This window comes from Leucobacter iarius (assembly GCF_039530105.1).
Classification (GTDB): domain Bacteria; phylum Actinomycetota; class Actinomycetes; order Actinomycetales; family Microbacteriaceae; genus Leucobacter; species Leucobacter iarius.
The window spans coordinates 74284-94169 of the sequence record NZ_BAAAOB010000002.1; the positions used below are offsets into that span (position 1 = coordinate 74284).

Annotated in this window: 17 protein-coding genes; 15 read left to right on the top strand and 2 right to left on the bottom strand. The window is 70.1% G+C overall.

Annotated features, from left to right (window positions below):
- Positions 1–14 precede the first annotated feature (14 nt).
- The 3 genes from secD to ABD169_RS09575 are packed head-to-tail and all read left to right on the top strand — an operon-like array spanning position 15 to position 5085.
- Positions 15–1787: a protein translocase subunit SecD gene (gene secD / locus ABD169_RS09565; RefSeq protein WP_344031801.1), complete on the top strand. Its 1773-nt coding sequence runs from the start codon at positions 15–17 to the stop codon at positions 1785–1787.
- A gap of 2 nt (positions 1788–1789) precedes the next feature.
- Positions 1790–2800 (top strand): protein translocase subunit SecF, encoded by a 1011-nt coding sequence (gene secF / locus ABD169_RS09570; RefSeq protein WP_344031803.1) that lies wholly within the window; start codon positions 1790–1792, stop codon positions 2798–2800.
- 32 nt (positions 2801–2832) lie between these two features.
- Positions 2833–5085 carry a RelA/SpoT family protein gene (locus ABD169_RS09575; protein ID WP_046455943.1) on the top strand — a complete coding sequence of 751 codons (2253 nt, stop codon included), beginning with the start codon at positions 2833–2835 and terminating at the stop codon, positions 5083–5085.
- Here the strand turns inward: ABD169_RS09575 and ABD169_RS09580 are convergent.
- Complete coding sequence (locus ABD169_RS09580; protein WP_344031805.1) at positions 5064–5627, bottom strand: hypothetical protein; 564 nt, start codon at positions 5625–5627, stop codon at positions 5064–5066. The genes ABD169_RS09575 and ABD169_RS09580 overlap by 22 nt on opposite strands.
- An 82-nt stretch (positions 5628–5709) precedes the next feature.
- The gene (locus ABD169_RS09585) at positions 5710–6945 is read right to left on the bottom strand and encodes a DUF349 domain-containing protein (RefSeq protein ID WP_344031807.1); all 1236 of its coding nucleotides are present in this window, start codon (positions 6943–6945) and stop codon (positions 5710–5712) included.
- A gap of 181 nt (positions 6946–7126) precedes the next feature.
- Between ABD169_RS09585 and ABD169_RS09590 the strand changes: the two genes are divergently transcribed.
- The 12 genes from ABD169_RS09590 to ABD169_RS09645 all read left to right on the top strand — a co-directional run bounded on the left by ABD169_RS09590 (position 7127) and on the right by ABD169_RS09645 (position 19770).
- Positions 7127–8536, top strand: a complete 1410-nt coding sequence (locus ABD169_RS09590) for a replication-associated recombination protein A (protein ID WP_344032377.1) — start codon at positions 7127–7129, stop codon at positions 8534–8536.
- Positions 8537–8600: 64 nt separating this feature from the next.
- The gene (locus tag ABD169_RS09595) at positions 8601–9764 is read left to right on the top strand and encodes an acyltransferase family protein (protein WP_344031809.1); all 1164 of its coding nucleotides are present in this window, start codon (positions 8601–8603) and stop codon (positions 9762–9764) included.
- Positions 9765–9980: 216 nt separating this feature from the next.
- Positions 9981–10610, top strand: coding sequence for a 30S ribosomal protein S4 (gene rpsD, locus ABD169_RS09600; protein ID WP_046455941.1), 630 nt, complete (start codon positions 9981–9983; stop codon positions 10608–10610).
- A 162-nt stretch (positions 10611–10772) separates the two neighbouring features.
- A complete protein-coding gene (locus ABD169_RS09605; RefSeq protein WP_046455940.1) occupies positions 10773–11009 on the top strand; it encodes a YtxH domain-containing protein in 237 nt (78 codons plus the stop codon).
- Between the two features lie 52 nt (positions 11010–11061).
- Positions 11062–13716 carry an alanine--tRNA ligase gene (alaS, locus tag ABD169_RS09610; protein WP_046455939.1) on the top strand — a complete coding sequence of 885 codons (2655 nt, stop codon included), beginning with the start codon at positions 11062–11064 and terminating at the stop codon, positions 13714–13716.
- 1 nt (position 13717) lies between these two features.
- Positions 13718–14215: a Holliday junction resolvase RuvX gene (ruvX, locus tag ABD169_RS09615; RefSeq protein WP_046455938.1), complete on the top strand. Its 498-nt coding sequence runs from the start codon at positions 13718–13720 to the stop codon at positions 14213–14215.
- On the top strand, positions 14212–15336 hold the full coding sequence (mltG, locus tag ABD169_RS09620) for an endolytic transglycosylase MltG (RefSeq protein WP_046455937.1): 1125 nt from the start codon (positions 14212–14214) through the stop codon (positions 15334–15336). Before ruvX ends, mltG begins: the two co-directional genes overlap by 4 nt.
- Positions 15329–16270 carry a shikimate dehydrogenase family protein gene (locus tag ABD169_RS09625; RefSeq protein WP_344031813.1) on the top strand — a complete coding sequence of 314 codons (942 nt, stop codon included), beginning with the start codon at positions 15329–15331 and terminating at the stop codon, positions 16268–16270. The genes mltG and ABD169_RS09625 overlap by 8 nt, the downstream gene beginning before the upstream one ends.
- A gap of 4 nt (positions 16271–16274) precedes the next feature.
- Complete coding sequence (gene aroC, locus ABD169_RS09630) at positions 16275–17471, top strand: chorismate synthase (RefSeq protein ID WP_046455936.1); 1197 nt, start codon at positions 16275–16277, stop codon at positions 17469–17471.
- A complete protein-coding gene (locus tag ABD169_RS09635) occupies positions 17468–18250 on the top strand; it encodes a shikimate kinase (protein WP_344031816.1) in 783 nt (260 codons plus the stop codon). Before aroC ends, ABD169_RS09635 begins: the two co-directional genes overlap by 4 nt.
- Entirely contained in the window at positions 18247–19344 is a 1098-nt protein-coding gene (gene aroB, locus ABD169_RS09640) for a 3-dehydroquinate synthase (protein WP_046453768.1), read from the top strand. The genes ABD169_RS09635 and aroB overlap by 4 nt, the downstream gene beginning before the upstream one ends.
- A gap of 45 nt (positions 19345–19389) precedes the next feature.
- On the top strand, positions 19390–19770 hold the full coding sequence (locus ABD169_RS09645; RefSeq protein ID WP_046453767.1) for a hypothetical protein: 381 nt from the start codon (positions 19390–19392) through the stop codon (positions 19768–19770).
- The last annotated feature ends 116 nt before the right edge of the window (positions 19771–19886 follow it).

Sequence of the window (19886 nt, forward strand, 5' to 3'; positions counted from 1 at the left end):
AAAGTAGTCCTTCCGTGGCTTCTCCCCCCGCGGTGCGCAAAGCCCGCCGTTCCCTCACGTTCCTCGTCGTCATCATCGTCGGGCTCGCCGGCCTCCTCGCCTTCGGGGTGGCCAGGGGCGAAGCGACCTGGATGCCGAAGCTCGCGCTCGATCTGCAGGGCGGCACCCAGGTGCTGCTCGCGCCGAAGCAGACGAGCGGGCAGACCGTGACGGGGGAGCAGCTGCAGCAGGCGGTCTCCATCATCCGCCAGCGCGTCGATGCCTCGGGCGTCTCCGAGGCCGAGATCACCACGCAGGGCAACCAGAACATTTCGGTCTCGATCCCGGGCAAGGCCGACGAGGCCACGCTGCAGCGCATCGAGGCGTCTGCGAAGCTGGACTTCCGCCCCGTGCTCGCGGAGGCCGCCGGCAAGATCCAGATGCCCACCGATCCGGCTCAGAAGGCCGAGGCCGAGAAGGCGTTGGCCGCGCAGAAGCAGGCCGCGCAGGACGCCGAGGCCAAGGGCGAGCTGTACCCCAAGACCCTGCCCAAGGGCGCGGGCGACAAGGAGTGGCTGACCGCCGGGCTGCAGGCGCAGTTCGCGGCGTTCGAGTGCACCAAGGACTCCGCGACCGCGGCCGCATCGGCACCCGCCGACCGCCCGCTGATCACCTGCGACAACACCGGCACCGCGAAGTACATCCTCGGCCCCGTCGAGATGGGCGGCGAGGTCATCTCCGACGCCGTCGCGCAGCCCGAGACCACGCAGACCGGCGCGACCACCGGCGGCTGGGCCGTGCAGATGACCTTCGACAAGAAGGGCACCAAGACCTTCGGCGACATCAGCACCCGCCTCTACGGCGCGCAGCCGCCGTTCAACCAGTTCGCGTTCGTGCTCGACGGCAGCGTGCTGTCGGCACCGACCATGAATGGTCAGATCCTCAACGGCAAGCCGTCGATCACCGGCGGGTTCACGCAGGAATCCGCGAAGGCGCTCGCCGACCAGCTGAAGTTCGGCGCGCTGCCCATCAGCTTCACCGTGCAGAGCCAGGAAGACATCTCGGCGACGCTCGGCACCAACCAGCTCCAGGCCGGCCTGCTCGCCGGCCTCATCGGCCTGATCCTGGTCGTCGTCTACTCGCTGTTCCAGTACCGGGCGCTCAGTACGCTGACGGTCGCCTCGCTGGCCATCGCGGCGCTGCTGACCTACCTGCTGCTCGCGGTGCTGTCGTGGCGCCAGGGGTATCGATTGTCGCTCGCCGGCGTCGCGGGCATCATCGTGGCCATCGGTATCACGGCCGACTCGTTCATCGTCTACTTCGAGCGCATCCGCGACGCGCTGCGCGACGGGCTCAGCCTCGAGCAGTCGGTCGAGCGCGGCTGGAAGCAGGCGCTCCGCACGATCCTGGCCTCCGACGGCATCAACTTCCTCGCCGCTGCGATCCTGTTCATCCTCGCGATCGGCAACGTGCGCGGCTTCGCCTTCACGCTGGGCCTCACGACGCTCGTCGACATCCTCGTCGTCGCGCTCTTCACGCACCCGATGATGGCGTTCGTCAGCCGCATGCGCTTCTTCAACGAGGGGCACTCGTTCTCCGGCCTCGACCCGCGCCGCCTCGGCGCGGTGTACCGCGGACGAGTGCAGTTCCGCGAGCCCGTCGTCGCGACCCACGGCAAGGCGAAGAAGAACGCCGGCAGCCGGAAGGAAGCCGAGCGCCGACAGACCATCGCCGAACGCAAGGCCGCGGAATCCGCGGGCACCCACGACGCCGTGAGCGTCGCCGACACCACCGGTAAGGAGAGCTGACCATGGCTCGCTCATTCTCCGAATTCGGCAACGCCCTCTACACCGGTGAGAAGTCGATCAACTTCATCGGCCGGTGGAAGACCTGGTTCCTGGTCGCCGCGATCATGATCTTGATCTCGATCGCGGGACCGCTGCTGCGCGGCGGCTTCACCTTCGGCATCGAGTTCACCGGCGGCAGCCAGTTCCAGGTGCACATCGCCGAGGGGCAGAAGCGCGATCAGGCGCTCGCGACGAAGGCAGTCGACGAGGTGCTGCCGGGCTCCGCGCCCCGCGTCTCGCTCGTCGGGCAGACCGACATCCGCGTGCAGACCGAGCAGCTCAAGGACGCCGAGGCGCAGGAGATCCGCAAGGCGCTCGCCGACGTCTACCAGGTCGACGAGTCCGAGGTGACCTCGTCCTATATCGGTGCGCTCTGGGGGCAGGACATCACCCGCCAGGCGGTCATCGCGCTCGGGGTGTTCATCCTCTTCGCGGCTCTGGTCATGGCGATCTACTTCCGCACGTGGAAGATGTCGCTCGCGGCGCTCATCGCGCTGTTCCACGACCTCATCATCACCGCGGGCGTCTACGGCCTCACCGGTTTCGAGATCACCCCGGCCGCCATGATCGGCTTCCTGACGATCCTCGGCTACTCGCTCTACGACACCGTCGTGGTGTTCGACAAGATCCGTGAGAACACCGCTCCGGGCGAGCTCACCGAGCGTCGCACCTTCGGCCAGGCGGTCAACCTCGCCGTGAACCAGACGCTCGTGCGCTCGATCAACACGTCCGTCGTGGCGCTGCTGCCGGTCGCCTCGATCCTGTTCATCGGCGCGTTCGTGCTGGGTGCCGGAACCCTCCGCGACATCGCGCTCGCGCTGTTCATCGGTATCCTCGTGGGCGCCTACTCGACGATCTTCATCGCTGCGCCGACGTACGCGCTGCTGCGTCGGGGCGAGGCCGCGATCAAGAAGCACGATCAGAAGGCGGAGCAGCTTCAGGCCGATTCGGAGCCCGAGCCCAGCGTGGTGTAGCGTTCAACCATCTCAGCGACGGGAGGGTTCGCATGGCGGCTAGTGATCCGGGAACCGTTTCTGCCAGTTCCCTGCGGCGGCTCGTGCCGCGCATCTTCTCGCGCGCGAGTTCCCCCGGAGCGGTCGACCAGCTGGTCCGCACCGTCCGGGGGAACGCGCCCAAGGCCGACCTGTCGGTCATCGAGCGCGCATACACCGTCGCCGAGCGGGCGCACCGCGGCCAGAAGCGGCGCAGCGGCGAGCCCTACATCACCCACCCCATCGCGGTCGCGCAGATCCTCGCCGACCTGGGGGTCGCGCCCGTCGTGATCGCGGCGGCGCTGCTGCACGACACGGTGGAGGACACCGACTACACGCTCGAGCAGCTCACCGACGACTTCGGCGAAGAGATCGCCATGCTCGTCGACGGCGTGACGAAGCTCGACAAGGTCAAGTACGGCGACTCCGCTCAGGCCGAGACCGTCCGCAAGATGGTCGTCGCGATGTCGAAGGACATCCGCGTGCTCGTCATCAAGCTCGCCGACCGCCTGCACAACGCCCGGACCTGGGGCTTCGTGCCTGGCGACTCCGCGAAGCGCAAAGCGCAGGAGACGCTCGAGATCTATGCGCCGCTCGCGCATCGCCTCGGCATCCAATCGATCAAGACGGAGCTCGAGGACCTCTCGTTCGCGGTGCTCAAGCCGAAGCTCTACGCCGAGATCCAGAACCTCGTCACCCAGCGCAACCCCAAGCGGGAGGAGCTGGTCGGGGTCGTCATCAGCTCGATCGAATCCGATCTGCGGGACTCCAAGATCCGGGGCGAGGTCACCGGCCGGCCCAAGGAGCTCTACTCGATCTACCAGAAGATGATCGTGCGCGGGCGTGACTTCGACGACATCTACGACCTCGTCGGGATCCGCGTGCTCGTGAGCTCGATCCGCGACTGCTACGCGGTGCTCGGCGCGGTGCACGCGCGTTGGACGCCGATCCCCGGCCGGTTCAAGGACTACATCGCGACGCCGAAGTTCAATCTCTACCAGTCGCTGCACACCACCGTCATCGGTCCGGACGGCCGCGCCGTCGAGATCCAGATCCGTACCTTCGAGATGCACCAGCGCGCCGAGTACGGCGTCGCCGCGCACTGGAAGTACAAGCAGCAGGGCGGCCAGGCGCAGGGTCAGAGCTCCGCCGACATGGCCTGGCTGGCGCACATCTCCGACTGGCAGGCCGAGACCGAGGATCCGAGCGAGTTCCTCGACGCCCTCCGTTACGAGATCGGCGCCAAGGAGGTCTACGTCTTCACGCCCAAGGGGCGCGTCATCGGGCTTCCTGACGGCGGCACCACCGTCGACTTCGCCTACGCTGTGCACACCGAGGTGGGGCACCGCACCATGGGCGCCCGGGTCAACGGCCGCCTCGTCCCGCTCGAGACCGAACTCCACAACGGCGACGTCGTCGAGGTCTTCACCTCGAAGGATCCCGACGCCGGACCGAACCAGAGCTGGCTGAACTTCGTCAAGAGCAAGCGGGCGCAGAACAAGATCCGCCAGTGGTTCACCAAGGAGCGCCGCGACGAGGCGGTCGAGCAGGGCAAGGAAGACATCACCAAGGCGCTGCGCAAGCAGAACCTGCCCCTGCACCAGATCATGAACTCCGAGGCGATCCAGCAGGTCGCCCTGCAGCTGCGGTACGTCGACGTCACGGGGCTCTTCGCGGCGGTCGGCGAGGGGCACGTCTCGGCCCAGTCGGTGATCGAGAAGGTCACCGCACTGGTCACGGCCGACGAGGCCACCGTCGAAGCCGTCGAGACCGCGCGGCCGGGCCTCGGCGCGCGGCGCGCGGGGAAGCCCGATGCGAACAGCGGAGTCGTGGTCAAGGGCGCGTCCGACGTGCTCGTGAAGCTCGCGAAGTGCTGCACGCCGGTGCCCGGCGACGAGATCCGCGGGTTCATCACCAAGGGTCAGGGCATCTCGGTGCACCGCACCGACTGCCGCAACTTCCTCGCGCTCGCCCACCAGGAGGAGCGCCTCGTCGACGTCGAGTGGGCGCCGACCGCGAAGAGCGTGTTCCTGGTGCAGATCCAGGTGGAGGCGCTCGACCGTTCCGGCCTGCTCTCGGACGTGACCCGTGCGCTCTCCGAGCATCACGTCAACATCCTGTCGGCCTCGGTGCAGACCTCGAGCTCGCGGCTGGCGCTGAGCCGCTTCGTCTTCGAGATGGCGAATACCACCCACCTGGAGCACGTGCTCAACGCCGTGCGTCGGATCGAGGGCGTCTACGACGCCTATCGGGTGAGCGGCGGCTGATCCTCCGAGAGCCCGCACTCGCGCAGGCGGGTGCGGGCTCGGGCCCGATGCGGGCGCCGGGATCCCTCGACGCGTGCGCGCAGCGCGTCGGCTCCGCCCGCGGTGCCGAGCACGAGCAACCGGCAGCTCGCGCGCTCCGCGGGCCCGAACTCCCGTTCGTGGAAGAGGAGTTCCTCGGCGGTGCGGACGCGGGACGTGACCCTGAGGCCGTCGAACTCGACGAGGTCGGTGGGAGCCAGGCGGTACTCGTGCACGCGGAGCGCGCTCGGCTCGGTGCTGCGCGCGCGTCGCCCGCCCAGCACCGCCGCGTGCAGCGGGTGGCCCGGATCGCGCCGTGCGCCCCACACCCAGGCTGCGGTGGTGCCGCAGGCCGCGAGCTCGGGGCCGATCCATGCGGCCAGCGCGACCAGGCGCACGGCGGGGGACTCCGGCCATCCGATCCCGCGCAGGCCCAGTCCGCAGCCGGTCAGCACCCCGCGGAGTCGGGCGGCGGAACGGACGGCGACGGGCCAGCGGTCGATGCGGGGCGGGGAAGCGGACATGCCCCCATGATGCAAGCGATCCCGGGGGTGCGGAACCCCCGGGATCGGTGCTGTGGAGAACTGCCGGTCACCCGGCCGGGACTCAGTCGCCGAGCGCGGCGAGCCAGGAGCGCTGGGTCGACAGCTTCTCCTCTGCGGCGGACTTCGCCTTGGCGTCGCCCGCGGACTCCGCGGCGGCGATCTCGGCCTCGAGCTCGGAGATCGACGCCTCGAGCTGGCCTCGCAGGCCCTCGCTGCGGGCCTTGGTCTCGGGATTGCTCTTGCGCCAGTGCTCATCCTCGAGCTGCTTCACGTGATCCTCGATGGCACGGAGGCGGCTCTCGACGGCGCGGACGGATTCGCGGGGGACCCGGCCGATTTCGTCCCAGCGGATCTGGAACTCGGTGAGACGCTTGCGGGCGGCGACGCGGTCGGTCACCTGGAGCAGCGCCTCGGCCTCGCCGAGCAGCTCCTCCTTCGCGACGAGGTTCGCCGAGTACTCCTCGTTGGTCTGGGCGACCTCCGCGGCCTTCGCCGCGTACAGCACGTCGCCGGCGGCCTTGAAACGGGCCCAGAGCTGATCGTCGAGCTTGCGGCTCGCGCGACCGGCGGCCTTCCACTCGTCGAGGAGCGACCGGTAGGCGGAGATGCCGTCGATGCCCTTGGGCGCGAGCGCCTCGGCCGCTGCGATGATGCGCTCCTTGCGCTGCTTGACGTCCTTGTTGGTCGCGTCGAGCTGGGCGAAGTGCGCACGGCGGGCCGTGTCGAACTGCTGCCGTGCCGCGCGGAAGCGCTTCCACAGCGCATCGGCCTGCGACTTGGGCACCTGCGGGCCGCCGCGCTGAGCCGCCTGCCAGTCGGTGAAGAGCTGCTCGAAGGCCTGTCCGGTCTCCTTCCAGCGGACCGAAGACTCGGGCTGCGCGGCGAGGCGCTCGGCCTCGACCACGATCGCCTCGCGCTTCGCGACGGCCTCCTGCTTGGCGGCCTCGCGCTCGGCCTGCTGCTTCTCGGTCAGCTCGTGGGCCTTGCCGTCGAGCTTGGCGATGCGCTCGCGCAGCGCGGCGAGATCGCCGACCGCGGCGGGCTCGACGAGCTGCTCGCGCAGGCGTGCGACGGTGTCGGCCACATCGGCCGCCGCCGTGCCGCGCGCGATGCGCTGCTCGAGCAGCGAGATCTGGCCGGCCAGATCGGCGTACTTGCGCTCGAAGTAGGCGAGCGCCTCTTCGGCGGTGCCGTCGGGGTACTGTCCGACGGCACGCTCGCCGTCTGCCTCGCGTACGTACACCGTGAGGGTCTCGTCGACTCGTCCCCAGGTCGTCTCGTTCGTCGAATCGCTCACCGTGCTGCTCACCTGTCGTTTCGGGGGTCCGCGAAGGTCGCGGCCATGACCTCTCCCACTATGCCATAGCGCTCTGGCGGGGGAGGACCCGAGTTCCCGATTCGTTGTCGGTGGTCACGGATACCATTGCCGCGTGACCGTTCCTACGCTTCCCGCCGCCACCGCGCCGCTCGCCGTGCGCATGCGCCCGCAGTCCCTCGACGAGGTCGTGGGCCAGGCGCACCTGCTGCGTCCGGGATCCCCGCTGCGCGTGCTCGCCTCTGCGGGCGGCGGGGCCGCCGGTCCGGTGTCGGTGATCCTCTGGGGTCCTCCCGGCACGGGCAAGACCACGCTCGCGCAGGCCATCGCCCAGTCCAGCGGACGGCGCTTCGTCGAGCTCTCCGCGGTCACCGCCGGCATCAAGGACGTGCGCACGGTGATGGAGCGCGCGCTCAACGACCGCGATCTCTACGACGTCGCGACCGTGCTCTTCCTCGACGAGATCCACCGCTTCACCAAGGCCCAGCAGGACGCGCTGCTGCCGGGCGTCGAGAACGGGTGGGTCACCCTCGTCGCCGCCACCACCGAGAACCCGTCGTTCTCGGTCATCAGCCCCCTGCTGTCGCGCTCGCTCCTGCTCACCCTCGAACCGCTCACCGATCAGGACCTCACGGTGCTCATCCAGCGCGCGGTCGCGGATCCCCGCGGCCTGAACGGCGCGGTCGAACTGACGGACGAAGCACTCGAGGCGCTCGTACAGCTCTCCTCGGGCGACGCCCGACGCGCGCTCACGGCGCTCGAGGCGGCCGCCGGTTCGGCGCTCTCCACCTCGGCGGGCAGCGCGGTGGGCGACGACGTCGACGGCGAGTTCGAGTTCGACGCGATCGACGAAGACGAAGACGAAGAAGAGGACGACGCGGCCGGCGGGTCGGACGAGGCGCCCGAACGGCGCGCCGCCGAGGAGCCGCCCGGGCCCGCGCTCATCACGGGCGAGATCGTGGCGGTCTCCGTCGACCGGGCGCTGCTCCGCTACGACCGCAACGGCGACCAGCACTACGACGTGATCAGCGCCTTCATCAAGTCGCTGCGCGGCTCGGATCCCGACGCCGCGATCCACTACCTGGCCCGCATGATCGAGGCCGGTGAGGACCCGCGGTTCATCGCACGGCGGCTCATGGTCCACGCCGCCGAGGACGTCGGCATGGCGGACCCCCAGGCGCTGCCGATCGCCGTAGCCGCGGCTGAGGCGACGCAGTTGATCGGACTTCCCGAAGCACGGATCCCGCTCGCCGAAGCGACCATTTACATCGCCACGGCCCCCAAGTCCAACGCGGTCATCAGCGCGATCGATTCCGCCATCGCCGACGTCAAGGCCGGTCGATTCGGTCTCGTGCCCAAACCGCTGCGCGATGCGCACTACCCCGGTGCCAAGCGACTCGGCCACGGCAAGGGCTATCTCTACCCCCACAGCGATCCGCGCGGCGTCGTCCGCCAGCAGTACCTGCCCGACGAGCTCGAGGGGACGACCTACTACCAGCCGACCCAGCACGGGCGCGAGCGCGAGATCGCGGAGCGGCTCGAGAAGATCCGACGCATCACGCGCGGAGGCTAGCCGGAGTCGCCCGCGCCTCGCAACCAGGCTCCGCGGAGGCCGACGCTGTACGTTCGTCCGGGTCATGTTCAGTCCCGCTTCGGCCCCTCAGTTCAGCTCGCTCGCGACCTCGCGGCCGAGATTCCTGCTGCTCGACCTCACCCGGTTCGGCGCGGCGATGGCCGTGCTCGTCTACCACTTCACCTCCCGCAAGACCGAGGTGTGGGGCGTGCCGGTCGCCGAGCAGTTCCCGCACCTGGCACCGATCAGCGCGTACGGGGCGCTCGGGGTGCAGCTCTTCTTCGTGATCAGCGGCTTCGTGATCCTGCTCTCGGCCGAGGGGCGCACCATCGGGCAGTTCGTCTCGGCGCGAGCCGCCCGTCTGCTGCCCGCGTACTGGGCGGCGGTGCTCCTCACCACGATCCTGCTGCTGTGGATCGCTCCGCGGGGCGACGACGCGGTCTCCCTGCCCCAGTTCTTCGCGAACCTCACGATGCTGCAGGAGACGATGGGGGAGCCGCACGTCGACGGGGTCTACTGGACCCTCTGGGTCGAACTGCGGTTCTACGTGCTGATCGGCATCGTCCTCGCGTTCGGCCTGACGGAGCGGCGCATGATCGGGTTGGCGTTCCTCTGGCCGTTCCTGGCGCTCGTGGCGCAGGAGAGCGGGAACGCCTTCCTCGCGACGCTGCTTTCGCCGAGCTACGCGCCGCTGTTCGCCGGCGGCATGGTGCTCTACCTGATCCACTCGCGCGGGCACAGCCTGCTCCGATGGATGCTGCTGGGCTTCAACATCGCGATCGCGGTCCGGCAGACCATCGCGCAGGAGATCTACGAGCGCATGCCCAAGTACTCCGGGTTCACCGGCGACGAGCTGACGGCCGCGATCATCGTCATCGGGATCTTCGCCCTCGTCGCGCTCATCACCCTGACGCCGCTGGCACATCGCGGCTGGCGCTGGATGACCTACGCCGGCGCGCTCACCTATCCGCTCTACCTGATCCACGAGCAGTGGGGGCGCTGGATCATCGAGACACTGCACGCCGAGATCCCGCCGATCGCGCTGCTCGGTCTGACGGTGCTCGCCTGCCTGCTGCTCGCTGCCGCGATCGAACGCTGGGTCGAACGTCCGCTGCGGCCGATCCTCCGCCGCGGACTGGATCGCTCCTTCGAAGCGCTCGACCGGCATCGGGACCAGCGGGAGGAATCGCCGGAGCCGGCTCCGGGGCAACGCGGCGCTTCGATCTGATAAGCTGAACGCTGGCCAACACCGCTCTCGCAGCTGGCTGCGTGCGAGAGCCTGGTGGCAGGCGCCCTGTAGCCGGGTTTCTGCACTGGTCGTTCCCTCACCGACAACGGTTCGTTGCGTCGCGTGCATCACCCAGTTGATGCGGGCGCAGCATGGCCGAGAGAACACGGCCGCGCGCATCCGCGCACGGCTCAGCAGAAACTCGAAAGGATCCACGTGTCGACTACGTCGCGTACCCGTTCCAAGACCCGCCTGTCCCGCTCGCTCGGGATCGCCCTGACCCCGAAGGCTGCGCGCTACCTCGAGAAGCGCCCCTACGGCCCCGGCCAGCACGGTCGCACCAAGCGTAAGAGCGACAGCGACTTCGCCGTCCGCCTGCGCGAGAAGCAGCGTCTCCGGGCCCAGTACGGCATCCGCGAGAAGCAGCTCGTCATCGCCTTCAAGGAAGCCCGTCGCCAGGACGGCCTGACCGGTGAGAACCTGGTCGAGCTCCTCGAGATGCGTCTCGACGCCCTCGTGCTCCGCGCCGGCTTCGCCCGCACCACTTCGCAGGCTCGCCAGATGGTCGTGCACCGCCACATCCTCGTCGACGGCAAGATCGTCGACCGTCCCTCCTTCCGCGTGAAGCCGGGTCAGCTCATCCACGTCAAGGAGCGCTCCGAGGGCATGGAGCCCTTCCAGGTCGCAGCGGCCGGCGGTCACGCCGAGGTCCTGCCCCCGGTCCCGGGCTACCTCGAGGTCGAGCTCGACAAGCTCCAGGCTCGCCTGGTCCGTCGTCCGAAGCGCGCCGAGGTCCCCGTGACCTGTGAAGTGCAGCTCGTCGTCGAGTACTACGCAGCCCGCTAAGCGCTTCGCGCACAGCGATACGAACGGCCGTCGGAGCAATCCGGCGGCCGTTCGGCGTTTCCGGAGCCCGTCGCACCGCGTACGCGCCGTGACGCGGGATATGAAGGGCACGCAAAGGCGCCCCCGCTAGACTTGCACGGTCGAGAGATCTGGAGGATCCCCATGCGCAGACTGTCCTGGCTGATCGTCGGAGTCGCCGCCGGTTTCGTTGCCGCCCACTTCGTCAACCAGACGCCCGAGGGGCGCCGCTTCTTCGAGCGGGTGAACCGCGGCGCGCGCGAGTTCAGCGATGCGCTCGCGAACGGGTACCGCGAGGGCGAGGCCGAGCTCGACGAGACGCTCGACGAGGTCGAGCGTCGTCTGAGCCGCCTCGAGGCCAAGCAGCACGCCGCCGACTGAGCGCACCCCGACTCCCACTCGTACGCACCTCCCCAAAAGGAACCAGAACCCCATGCAGACCGCTGAGATCCGTCGCCGCTGGCTCGACTTCTTCGAACGGAAGGGCCACACGGTGGTGCCCTCGGCGTCGCTCGTGAGCGACGACCCGAGCCTCATGTTCACGGTGGCCGGCATGGTCCCCTTCGTCCCCTACCTCTCGGGCCTCGTCCCCGCGCCGTACCCGCGCGCCACCAGCGTGCAGAAGTGCATCCGCACCAACGACATCGAAGAGGTCGGCAAGACGCCCCGCCACGGCACCTTCTTCCAGATGTGCGGCAACTTCTCGTTCGGCGACTACTTCAAGGAGGGCGCGATCCAGTTCGCCTGGGAGCTCCTCACCACGAGCGAGGCCGATGGCGGCCTCGGCTTCGATGCCGCCGATCTCTGGGTGACCGTCTACGAGGACGACGACGAGGCGATCGCGCTCTGGAAGCAGCACTCCACCCTTCCCGAGGAGCGGATCCAGCGCCTCGGCAAGGACACCAACTACTGGTCGACGGGGCAGCCCGGGCCGGCCGGCCCCTGTTCCGAGATCTTCTTCGACCGCGGCCCCGAGTACGGCATCGACGGCGGCCCCGCCACCGACGACGACCGCTACGTCGAGATCTGGAACCTGGTGTTCATGCAGTACCAGGTCGCCGACGTGAAGTCGAAGACCGATTTCACGATCCTGGGCGAGCTGCCGAAGAAGAACATCGACACCGGCCTCGGTCTCGAGCGCGTCGCGTTCCTCAAGCAGGGCGTCGACAACATGTACGAGATCGACGAGGTGCGGCCGGTGCTCGACCGCGCGGCCGAGCTCGCCGGCAAGACCTACGGCGCCGACCACACCGACGACGTGCGTCTGCGCGTCATCGCCGATCATGTCCGCTCGGGCCTCATGCTCATCGCCGACGGCGTGACGCCGTCGAACGAGGGCCGCGGCTACATCCTGCGACGCCTGCTCCGCCGCGTGATCCTGTCGATGCGCCTGCTGGGCGTCGACGGTCCGACGTTCGAGGCGCTGTTCCCGGTGTCCCGCGACGCGATGAAGGGCTCCTACCCGGCGGTCGAGCGCGATTTCGACTTCATCTCGCGCGCCGCCTACACCGAGGAGAAGACCTTCCTCCGCACCCTCGCCTCGGGCATCGAGATCCTCGATGGCGCGATCGACGCCGCCAAGAGCGGCACCCGGGCCGTGACCGGCGACACTGCGTTCCTGCTGCACGACACCAAGGGCTTCCCGATCGAGCTGACGCTCGAGATCGCGGAGGAGGCCGGGGTCACCGTCGACGAGGGCGTGTTCAAGACGCTCATGCAGGAGCAGCGCGAGCGCGCGAAGGCCGATGCGAAGGCCAAGAAGGGCCAGCGCGCCGACCTCTCGATCTACAAGGAGCTCCGCGGGCAGGGCGAGACCCTCTTCACCGGCTACGACGAGCTGACGCACGAGAGCCGCGTGCTGGGCATCGTGGTCGACGGCAAGCCGGTTCCCGCCGCGAGCGAGGGCCAGGTCGCCGAGGTCGTGCTCGCCGAGACCAGCCTGTGGGCCGAGTCCGGCGGGCAGGACGCGGATCAGGGCCTCATCGTCGGCGACGGCTTCGAGGCCGAGGTGCTCGACGTGCAGAAGCCGGTTCCCGGCCTGATCGTGCACACCGTCCGCGTCGAGGTCGGCACCATCGCCGTCGACGCGCGGGCCGAGACCCGCGTCGACGCCGACTACCGGCGCGGCGCGACGCAGGCGCACTCGGGCACGCACATCGTGCACGCGGCCCTGCGCCAGGTGCTGGGCTCGAACGCGCACCAGGCGGGCTCCTACAACAAGGCCGGCTACCTGCGCCTCGACTTCACCCACGGCGAAGCGCTGAGCACCGAGACCAAGAGCGAGATCGAGGAGATCTCGAATCTGGCGATCCGCTCGGACTACGAGGTGGTCACGCGCGAGATGCCGATCGACGAGGCCAAGGCGCTGGGCGCCATGGCGCTCTTCGGCGAGAAGTACGGCGACCGCGTGCGCGTCGTCGACATCGGCGGTCCCTGGTCGCGCGAGCTCTGCGCCGGCACGCACGTGACGAGCTCCGCCGAGGTCGGCATGATCAACCTCGTCTCCGAGAGCTCGGTCGGTTCCACGAACCGCCGCATCGAGTCGCTCGTCGGCCTCGAAGCCTTCCGCAGCTTCGCCGCGGAGCGCGCGATCGTGCACGAGCTGTCCGCGGGCCTGCGCACGCCGCGCGGCGAGCTGGTGCAGCGCGTGCAGGATCTCGGCGCGCAGCTGAAGGCCGCCGAGAAGAAGATCGCCCAGCTGGAGGCTGCAAAGCTCGCGGAGCGCGTCCCCGAGCTGCTCGCCGGTGCCGAGACGCTCGGCTCGGTCCGGGCCGTGCTCGGCTCGCTCGGCACGGTCGGCTCCGCCGACGACGTGCGGGGCCTGGTGCTGCAGCTGCGCGACCGTCTGGCCGACGAGGCCGGTGTGGTCGTGCTCGCGGGCGATGCCGGCGGCAAGCCCGTCGTGATCGCGGCGACGACCGCGGGGGCTCGCGATGCGGGCGTTCGTGCGGGCGACCTCGCGAAGCTCGGTGCGCAGGTGCTCGGCGGCGGGGGCGGCGGCAAGCCCGACCTCGCGCAGGGCGGCGGCGCCGATGTCTCCAAGATCGACGACGCGCTCGCCGAGATCCGGCGCAGCATCGGAGCGTAGGGTGCGCACGGGCGTACGACTCGGCATCGACGTGGGCCGCGCCAGGATCGGCGTGGCCCGCTCCGATGCTCACGGCATGCTCGCCACGCCGGTCGAGACGGTCCGGCGTGTCGCCTCGGGCGGGCACGACGTGGAGCGGATCGCGGTGCTCTTCGCCGAGCACGGCGCGTTCGAGGCCGTGGTCGGCCTGCCGCTGAGCCTGAGCGGCGACCGCACCCCGTCGACCGACGACGCCGAGGCCTTCGCCCGACGGCTCGCCGAGCGCGGCCTGCCCGTGCGCCTCGTCGACGAACGCCTGTCGACCGTCTCGGCCCAGAGCCAGCTGCACCAGGCCGGACGCAACACCAAGAACAGTCGCGGGGTGATCGACCAGGCCGCGGCCGTCGTCATCCTGCAGCACGCGCTCGACACCGAGCGCGCGCAGAGCGCGCCCCCCGGCGAAGCGCTCGACCCGCAGGACGCCGACCCGATCGCCGAAGACCGAGGAGACGAACGATGAACGCACGCCAGAAGCGCGGACGCCGCGCCAAGCAGGAGAGCAGCACGGGTAAGCGGGTGCTCATCGTCCTGCTCGTCGCGGTGCTCCTGCTCGGCGGTCTCGGCGCAGGGGTCGCGGTGCTCTGGTCGAGCTTCGGTGCTCAGGTCTCGAAGGCCATGGGCTGGGAGAAGAACGACTACGAGGGTTCCGGCACCGGATCGGCGGTGGTCACGATCCGCGAGGGCGAGATCGGCAGCGACATCGCCGCCTCCCTGGCGAAGCAGGGCGTCGTGAAGACGTCGGAGGCGTTCTACGATCTGCTGCTCAAGCAGGATCCGGCCGTCGAGTTCCAGGTCGGTTCCTACCAGCTGAAGAAGCAGATGAGCGCGAAGGCGGCTCTCGCCGCGCTGCAGGACCCCAAGAACCAGATCAAGCTGACGGTGACGATCCCCGAGGGCATGGCCGCGAGGGACGCGCTCGCTCGGATCTCGAAGGTCACCGGCATTCCGCAGGCCGATTTCGACGCGGCGGTCAAGGACCCGAGCAAGTACGGGATCCCGAAGGCCGCTCCTTCGATCGAGGGCTTCCTGTTCCCGGCCACCTACACGTTCGAGCCGGGCGACACCGCCGAGACCATCATCAAGAAGATGGTCGAGCGCATGGGGCAGGCGCTGCGCGAGCACGGCGTGCCCGAGGCCGATGAGCTGCGCGTGCTCACCCTCGCCTCCATCGTGCAGCGCGAGGCGGGATCCAACCAGGCGGACTTCCCGAAGATCGCCCGCGTGTTCCAGAACCGCCTCGATCAGGGCATGAAGCTGCAGTCCGATGCGACGGTCGCGTACGGCACCGGCAACACCCACACGGTGTGGACCACCGAGGCCGAGCGGGCCGATGCGTCGAACAAGTACAACACCTACGCGAATCCCGGCCTGCCGATCGGGCCCATCGGTCTCCCCGGTGACGTCGCCATCGCGGCCGCGATGAAGCCGGCCCCGGGCAAGTGGCTCTACTTCGTGCCGATCAACCTCGAGACCGGCGAGACCGTGTTCTCGGAGACCAACGAGGAGCATGAGGCCGCGGTGGCCAAGCTCGGGCAGTGGTGCGAGGCGCACAGGGCCGCGGGTGGCAAGCGCTGTGACTGATCCGACGACGCTCGACGCCCCGGCCGACGAGCCGGAGCTCCGGGCGACTGCGCAGCGCCTGGCCGTCCTCGGCAGCCCGATCGAGCACTCCCGTTCTCCGCGGATCCACCGCGCCGCGTACGACGCGCTCGGCCTGGACTGGAGCTACACCCGCGTGCGCTGCGGCGCGGACGGTCTCGAAGCGTTCCTGCGGGGCCGGGGCCCCGAGTGGCGCGGCTTCTCGGTGACCATGCCGCTGAAGGAGGAAGCGCATCGGATCGCGACGGTGCTCGACCCCGTCGCGACCGAGAGCGGCGTCGTGAACACCCTGTTCCGCATCGTCGCACCCGGCGACGCGGCCCCGCGCTGGGCCGGGTACAACACCGACGTGCCGGGCCTCGCGGCGGCGATCCGCGGTGCCGGCCTCGAGGCGCAGCGCACGGTCGTGCTCGGATCGGGGGCCACCGCGGTCTCCGCTCTGCTCGCAGCCCGCCACCTCGGCGCCGAGCGCATCACGATCCTCGCGCGCAACTCCGTGGCGGTCGCCGATCTCGCGGCGCGATTCGACGGGACGAGCGAGGGCTCGGGCGCAGCGGTGCGCGTCTCCGGAGCGGTGCTCGGCACCGAAGACGGGACCGCGGCCGTCGAGGCGGCCGACGCCACGCTCGTCATCTCGGCGCTGCCGGGGCCCGCCGGACACGGGATCGAGCTGCCCGCCGGGTTGGAGCGGGCTCCGCTCTTCGACGTCGCCTACGACCCCTGGCCGTCCCCGCTCGCGGAGCGCTGGCGGGTCGCGGGCGGCACCGCTCACCCGGGCCTCGACATGCTCGTGGAGCAGGCGCTGGTGCAGGCCCGGATCTTCGTCGCGGGGGAGCCGTCGCTCCCGCTGCCCGACGAAGCCGCGTTGCTCGACGTCATGCGCGGCGCAGCGGGCCTGCCGCGTATGGAAAGATAGATCCATGCTGCGTTGGCTCACGGCCGGGGAATCCCACGGCCCAGAACTCATTGCCGTGCTCGAGGGGCTGCCCGCCGGTGTGCCCGTTTCGATCGACGGGATCCGCGCCGACCTCGAACGGCGCAAGCTCGGCTACGGCCGCGGCTCGCGCATGAAGTTCGAGCAGGACGAGCTCCACCTCTCGGGCGGTGTCGTGCACGGCCGTTCCATCGGCGGCCCGGTCGCGATCCGCGTGGGCAACACCGAGTGGCCCAAGTGGACCGAGGTGATGAGCCCCGAGCCGATCGAGCTCTCCGAGAAGTCCCGCGGCCGAGGTGCCCCGCTGACCCGTCCCCGCCCCGGCCACGCCGACCTGACCGGCATGCAGAAGTACGGCTTCGACGAGGCCCGGCCGGTGCTCGAGCGCGCGAGCGCGCGCGAGACCGCCGCCCGCGTCGCCCTCGGCGCCGTGGCACGTGCGTTCCTGGCCGAGCTCGGGATCCGGCTCGTCAGCCACACGGTCTCGATCGGTGCGGTCGAAACCCCCGCAGGCACTCCGCTGCCCCGTCCCGAGGACGTCGCCGCGCTCGATGCCGATCCGCTGCGCTGCTTCGACGCGGCAACTAGCGAGCGCATGGTCGCGGAGGTCGACGACACCAAGAAGTCGGGCGACACCATCGGCGGTATCGTCGAGGTGCTCGCCTACGGCCTGCCCCCGGGGCTCGGCTCCTACGTGCACTGGGATCGACGGCTCGATTCGCGTCTCGCCGGCGCGCTCATGGGCATCCAGGCGATCAAGGCGGTCGAGGTCGGCGACGGCTTCGAGACGACCCGGCGCCGCGGTTCCGAGGCGCACGACGAGCTGCACCTGCGCGACGGCCGGATCGTGCGCGACACGGGCCGGGCCGGCGGTATCGAGGGCGGCATGACCACTGGTCAGCTGCTCCGCGTCCGCGCGGGCATGAAGCCCATCGCGACGGTCCCGCACGCGCTGCCCACCATCGACGTCTCCACGGGCGAGGAATCGAAGGCGCACCACCAGCGCTCCGACGTCTCGGCCGTTCCGGCAGCCGGCGTGGTCGCCGAGGCGATGGTCGCGCTCGTGCTGGCCGATGCCGTCACCGAGAAGTTCGGCGGCGACAGCGTCGCCGAGACGAAGCGGAACCTCGACGCCTACCTCGCTGCGATCCCCGAGAACCTCGCGACCGCGCTCGAATCGTGACCGCGTCCCGCCGCGCCGGGCGCGACGCGGGCCCGCCCGCCGCGCGTCCGGTTCCGGCTCCGCCGCGCACGGCCCCCGTGCCGGTGCAGTCGGCCGCGCCCGATGAACGGGAGCCCGGCCGGCGTCCGAGCGCCGAGGAGGCGACCGAGGCGACGGCTGCGGCGTCCCGCCGCGGTGCGCGGCGTCGCCCGGCGCGCCGACGCCGGCGCGGACGGGTGCCCGACCTCGCGGTGGTGCTGGTCGGCCCGATGGCCGCGGGCAAGACGAGCCTCGGCCGTCGCCTGGCCCGCGAGCTCGGGGTGCCGTTCGTCGACACCGACGCGGTCTTCGTCCGCGAGCACGGCGCCATCACCGAGTTCTTCGCGGCGCACGGCGAGCCCGAGTTCCGCCGCATCGAGGCCGAGGTGATCGCGGCGCAGCTCGCCGAGCCCGGCGCCCGCATCGTCGCCCTCGGCGGCGGGGCCGTGCTGCACCCCGAGACCCGGCAGCGGCTCGCGGCGCACCCCGTGGTGCTGCTCATGACCACGGAGCGCGCCGTGCTGCGCACCGCCAATCTGTCGCGCCGGCCCCTGCTGCGCGACGATCCGGGCGCGTGGGGGCGCATCCTCAAGGAGCGCAAGCCCCTCTACGACGAGGTCGCCGACGTGACCTTCCGCACCGACCGCGCCACCAAGGAGCAGCTGGCCGTGCGCGCCGCGGAATGGGTGCGCGCGCAGGGCCGCAAACGAGCGGCCGAGCAGGCCAGGAACCGCAGCAGATCCGAAGGAGAGTCCGAGTGAGTGAACCGTCGAGCGAGTCGTCCGTGACCACCATCGAGGTGACCGGGGACGCCGACTATTCGATCTCGGTGGGACGGGGGATCCTCGATCGGGTGCCCGAGGCCCTCGGCGACCGCGTCGCGAAGGTGCTCATCATCCACACGCCGACCGTCGGTCGCTTCGCGGACGAGCTCCGCAACTCGCTGCAGGAGCGCTACGGCCAGGTCCTGCTGGCCGAGGTGCCCGACGCGGAGTCGGCCAAGCGCATCGAGGTCGCGTCCTTCTGCTGGGGAGTGCTCGGCCAGGCCGACTTCACGCGCTCCGACGCGATCATCGGTCTGGGCGGCGGCGCGGTGACCGATCTCGCCGGCTTCGTCGCGGCCACCTGGCTGCGCGGCGTGCGCCTCGTCCAGATCCCGACGACCGTGCTCGGCATGGTCGATGCCGCGGTCGGCGGCAAGACGGGGATCAACACCTCCGAGGGGAAGAACCTCGTGGGCGCGTTCTACGCGCCGCACGCGGTCATCTGCGACCTCGCCCTGCTCGACACGCTGCCGCGCAACGAGATCCTCGCGGGCTTCGCCGAGGTCGCCAAGTGCGGCTTCATCGCCGAGCCCGAGATCCTCGATCTGCTCGAGGCCGACGTCGACCGCGCGACCGATCCGCAGACCCCCGAGTTCCGACGTCTCGTCGAGCTGGCCATCGGGGTCAAGGCCCGCGTGGTCTCCGAGGACTTCCGCGAGGGCGGCCTGCGCGAGATCCTCAACTACGGCCACACGCTCGGCCACGCGATCGAGCATGCTGAGCGGTACCAGTGGCGCCACGGCGTCGCGATCTCGATCGGCATGATGTACGCGGCCGAGCTCGGTCGCATGGCGGGATCCCTCTCGGACGAGGCGGTGGAGCGGCACCGCCGGATCCTCTCCTCGCTCACGCTGCCGCTCTCGTACCCCGCCGGCCGCTGGCCCGGGCTGCTCTCGGCGATGCAGCGCGACAAGAAGGCCCGCGCGGGCATGCTGCGATTCATCGTGCTCGACGACATCGCGAAGCCGCGCGTGCTCGCCGGTGTCGACGAGTCGGTGCTGCAGTTCGCGTACCAGGAGATCGCGAACTAGCGAGCGGACGCCCGCAGCGGTCGGGCACGACGAAAGGCGGAACGCATGGGTGCGTGGGGAGTCTCACCGTGGGACACCGACGGGGCGGCGGACTGGTTCGCCGCGGTGTTCGCGGGTCTCGACATGGACGCGCACATCGCGGACGCGTTCCAGTACGACGACGACTACGATCGCGTGCGAGCGGCGTGCTACCTGCTCGCCGTGCTCGGCCGCAGCACAGTGTGGCCCGGGGACCTCGAACGATTGGACGCGCACCTCGAGCGCGGTATCGAGCTGCTGACCTCGATGATCGAACCCGACTCCGAGTTCCTCGAGCTCTGGGAGGACGATCCCGAGGTCGTCGTCGCCGTGCGCGCGGAGATCGCGCAGCTGGAGGCACGCCTCGACGGCGAAGATGAGGGCGATGAGGACGCGGACGAACTGTGAGTTCTCCCGCGTGACCGTATGTGACATGCAAGATCTTCTGTGAGTTCGCTGGGCCGATAGGTTTTCGGGAAGACCCGATCGGGCGCCGACCGGCGCCCCCGAACCTCCTGGAGCCC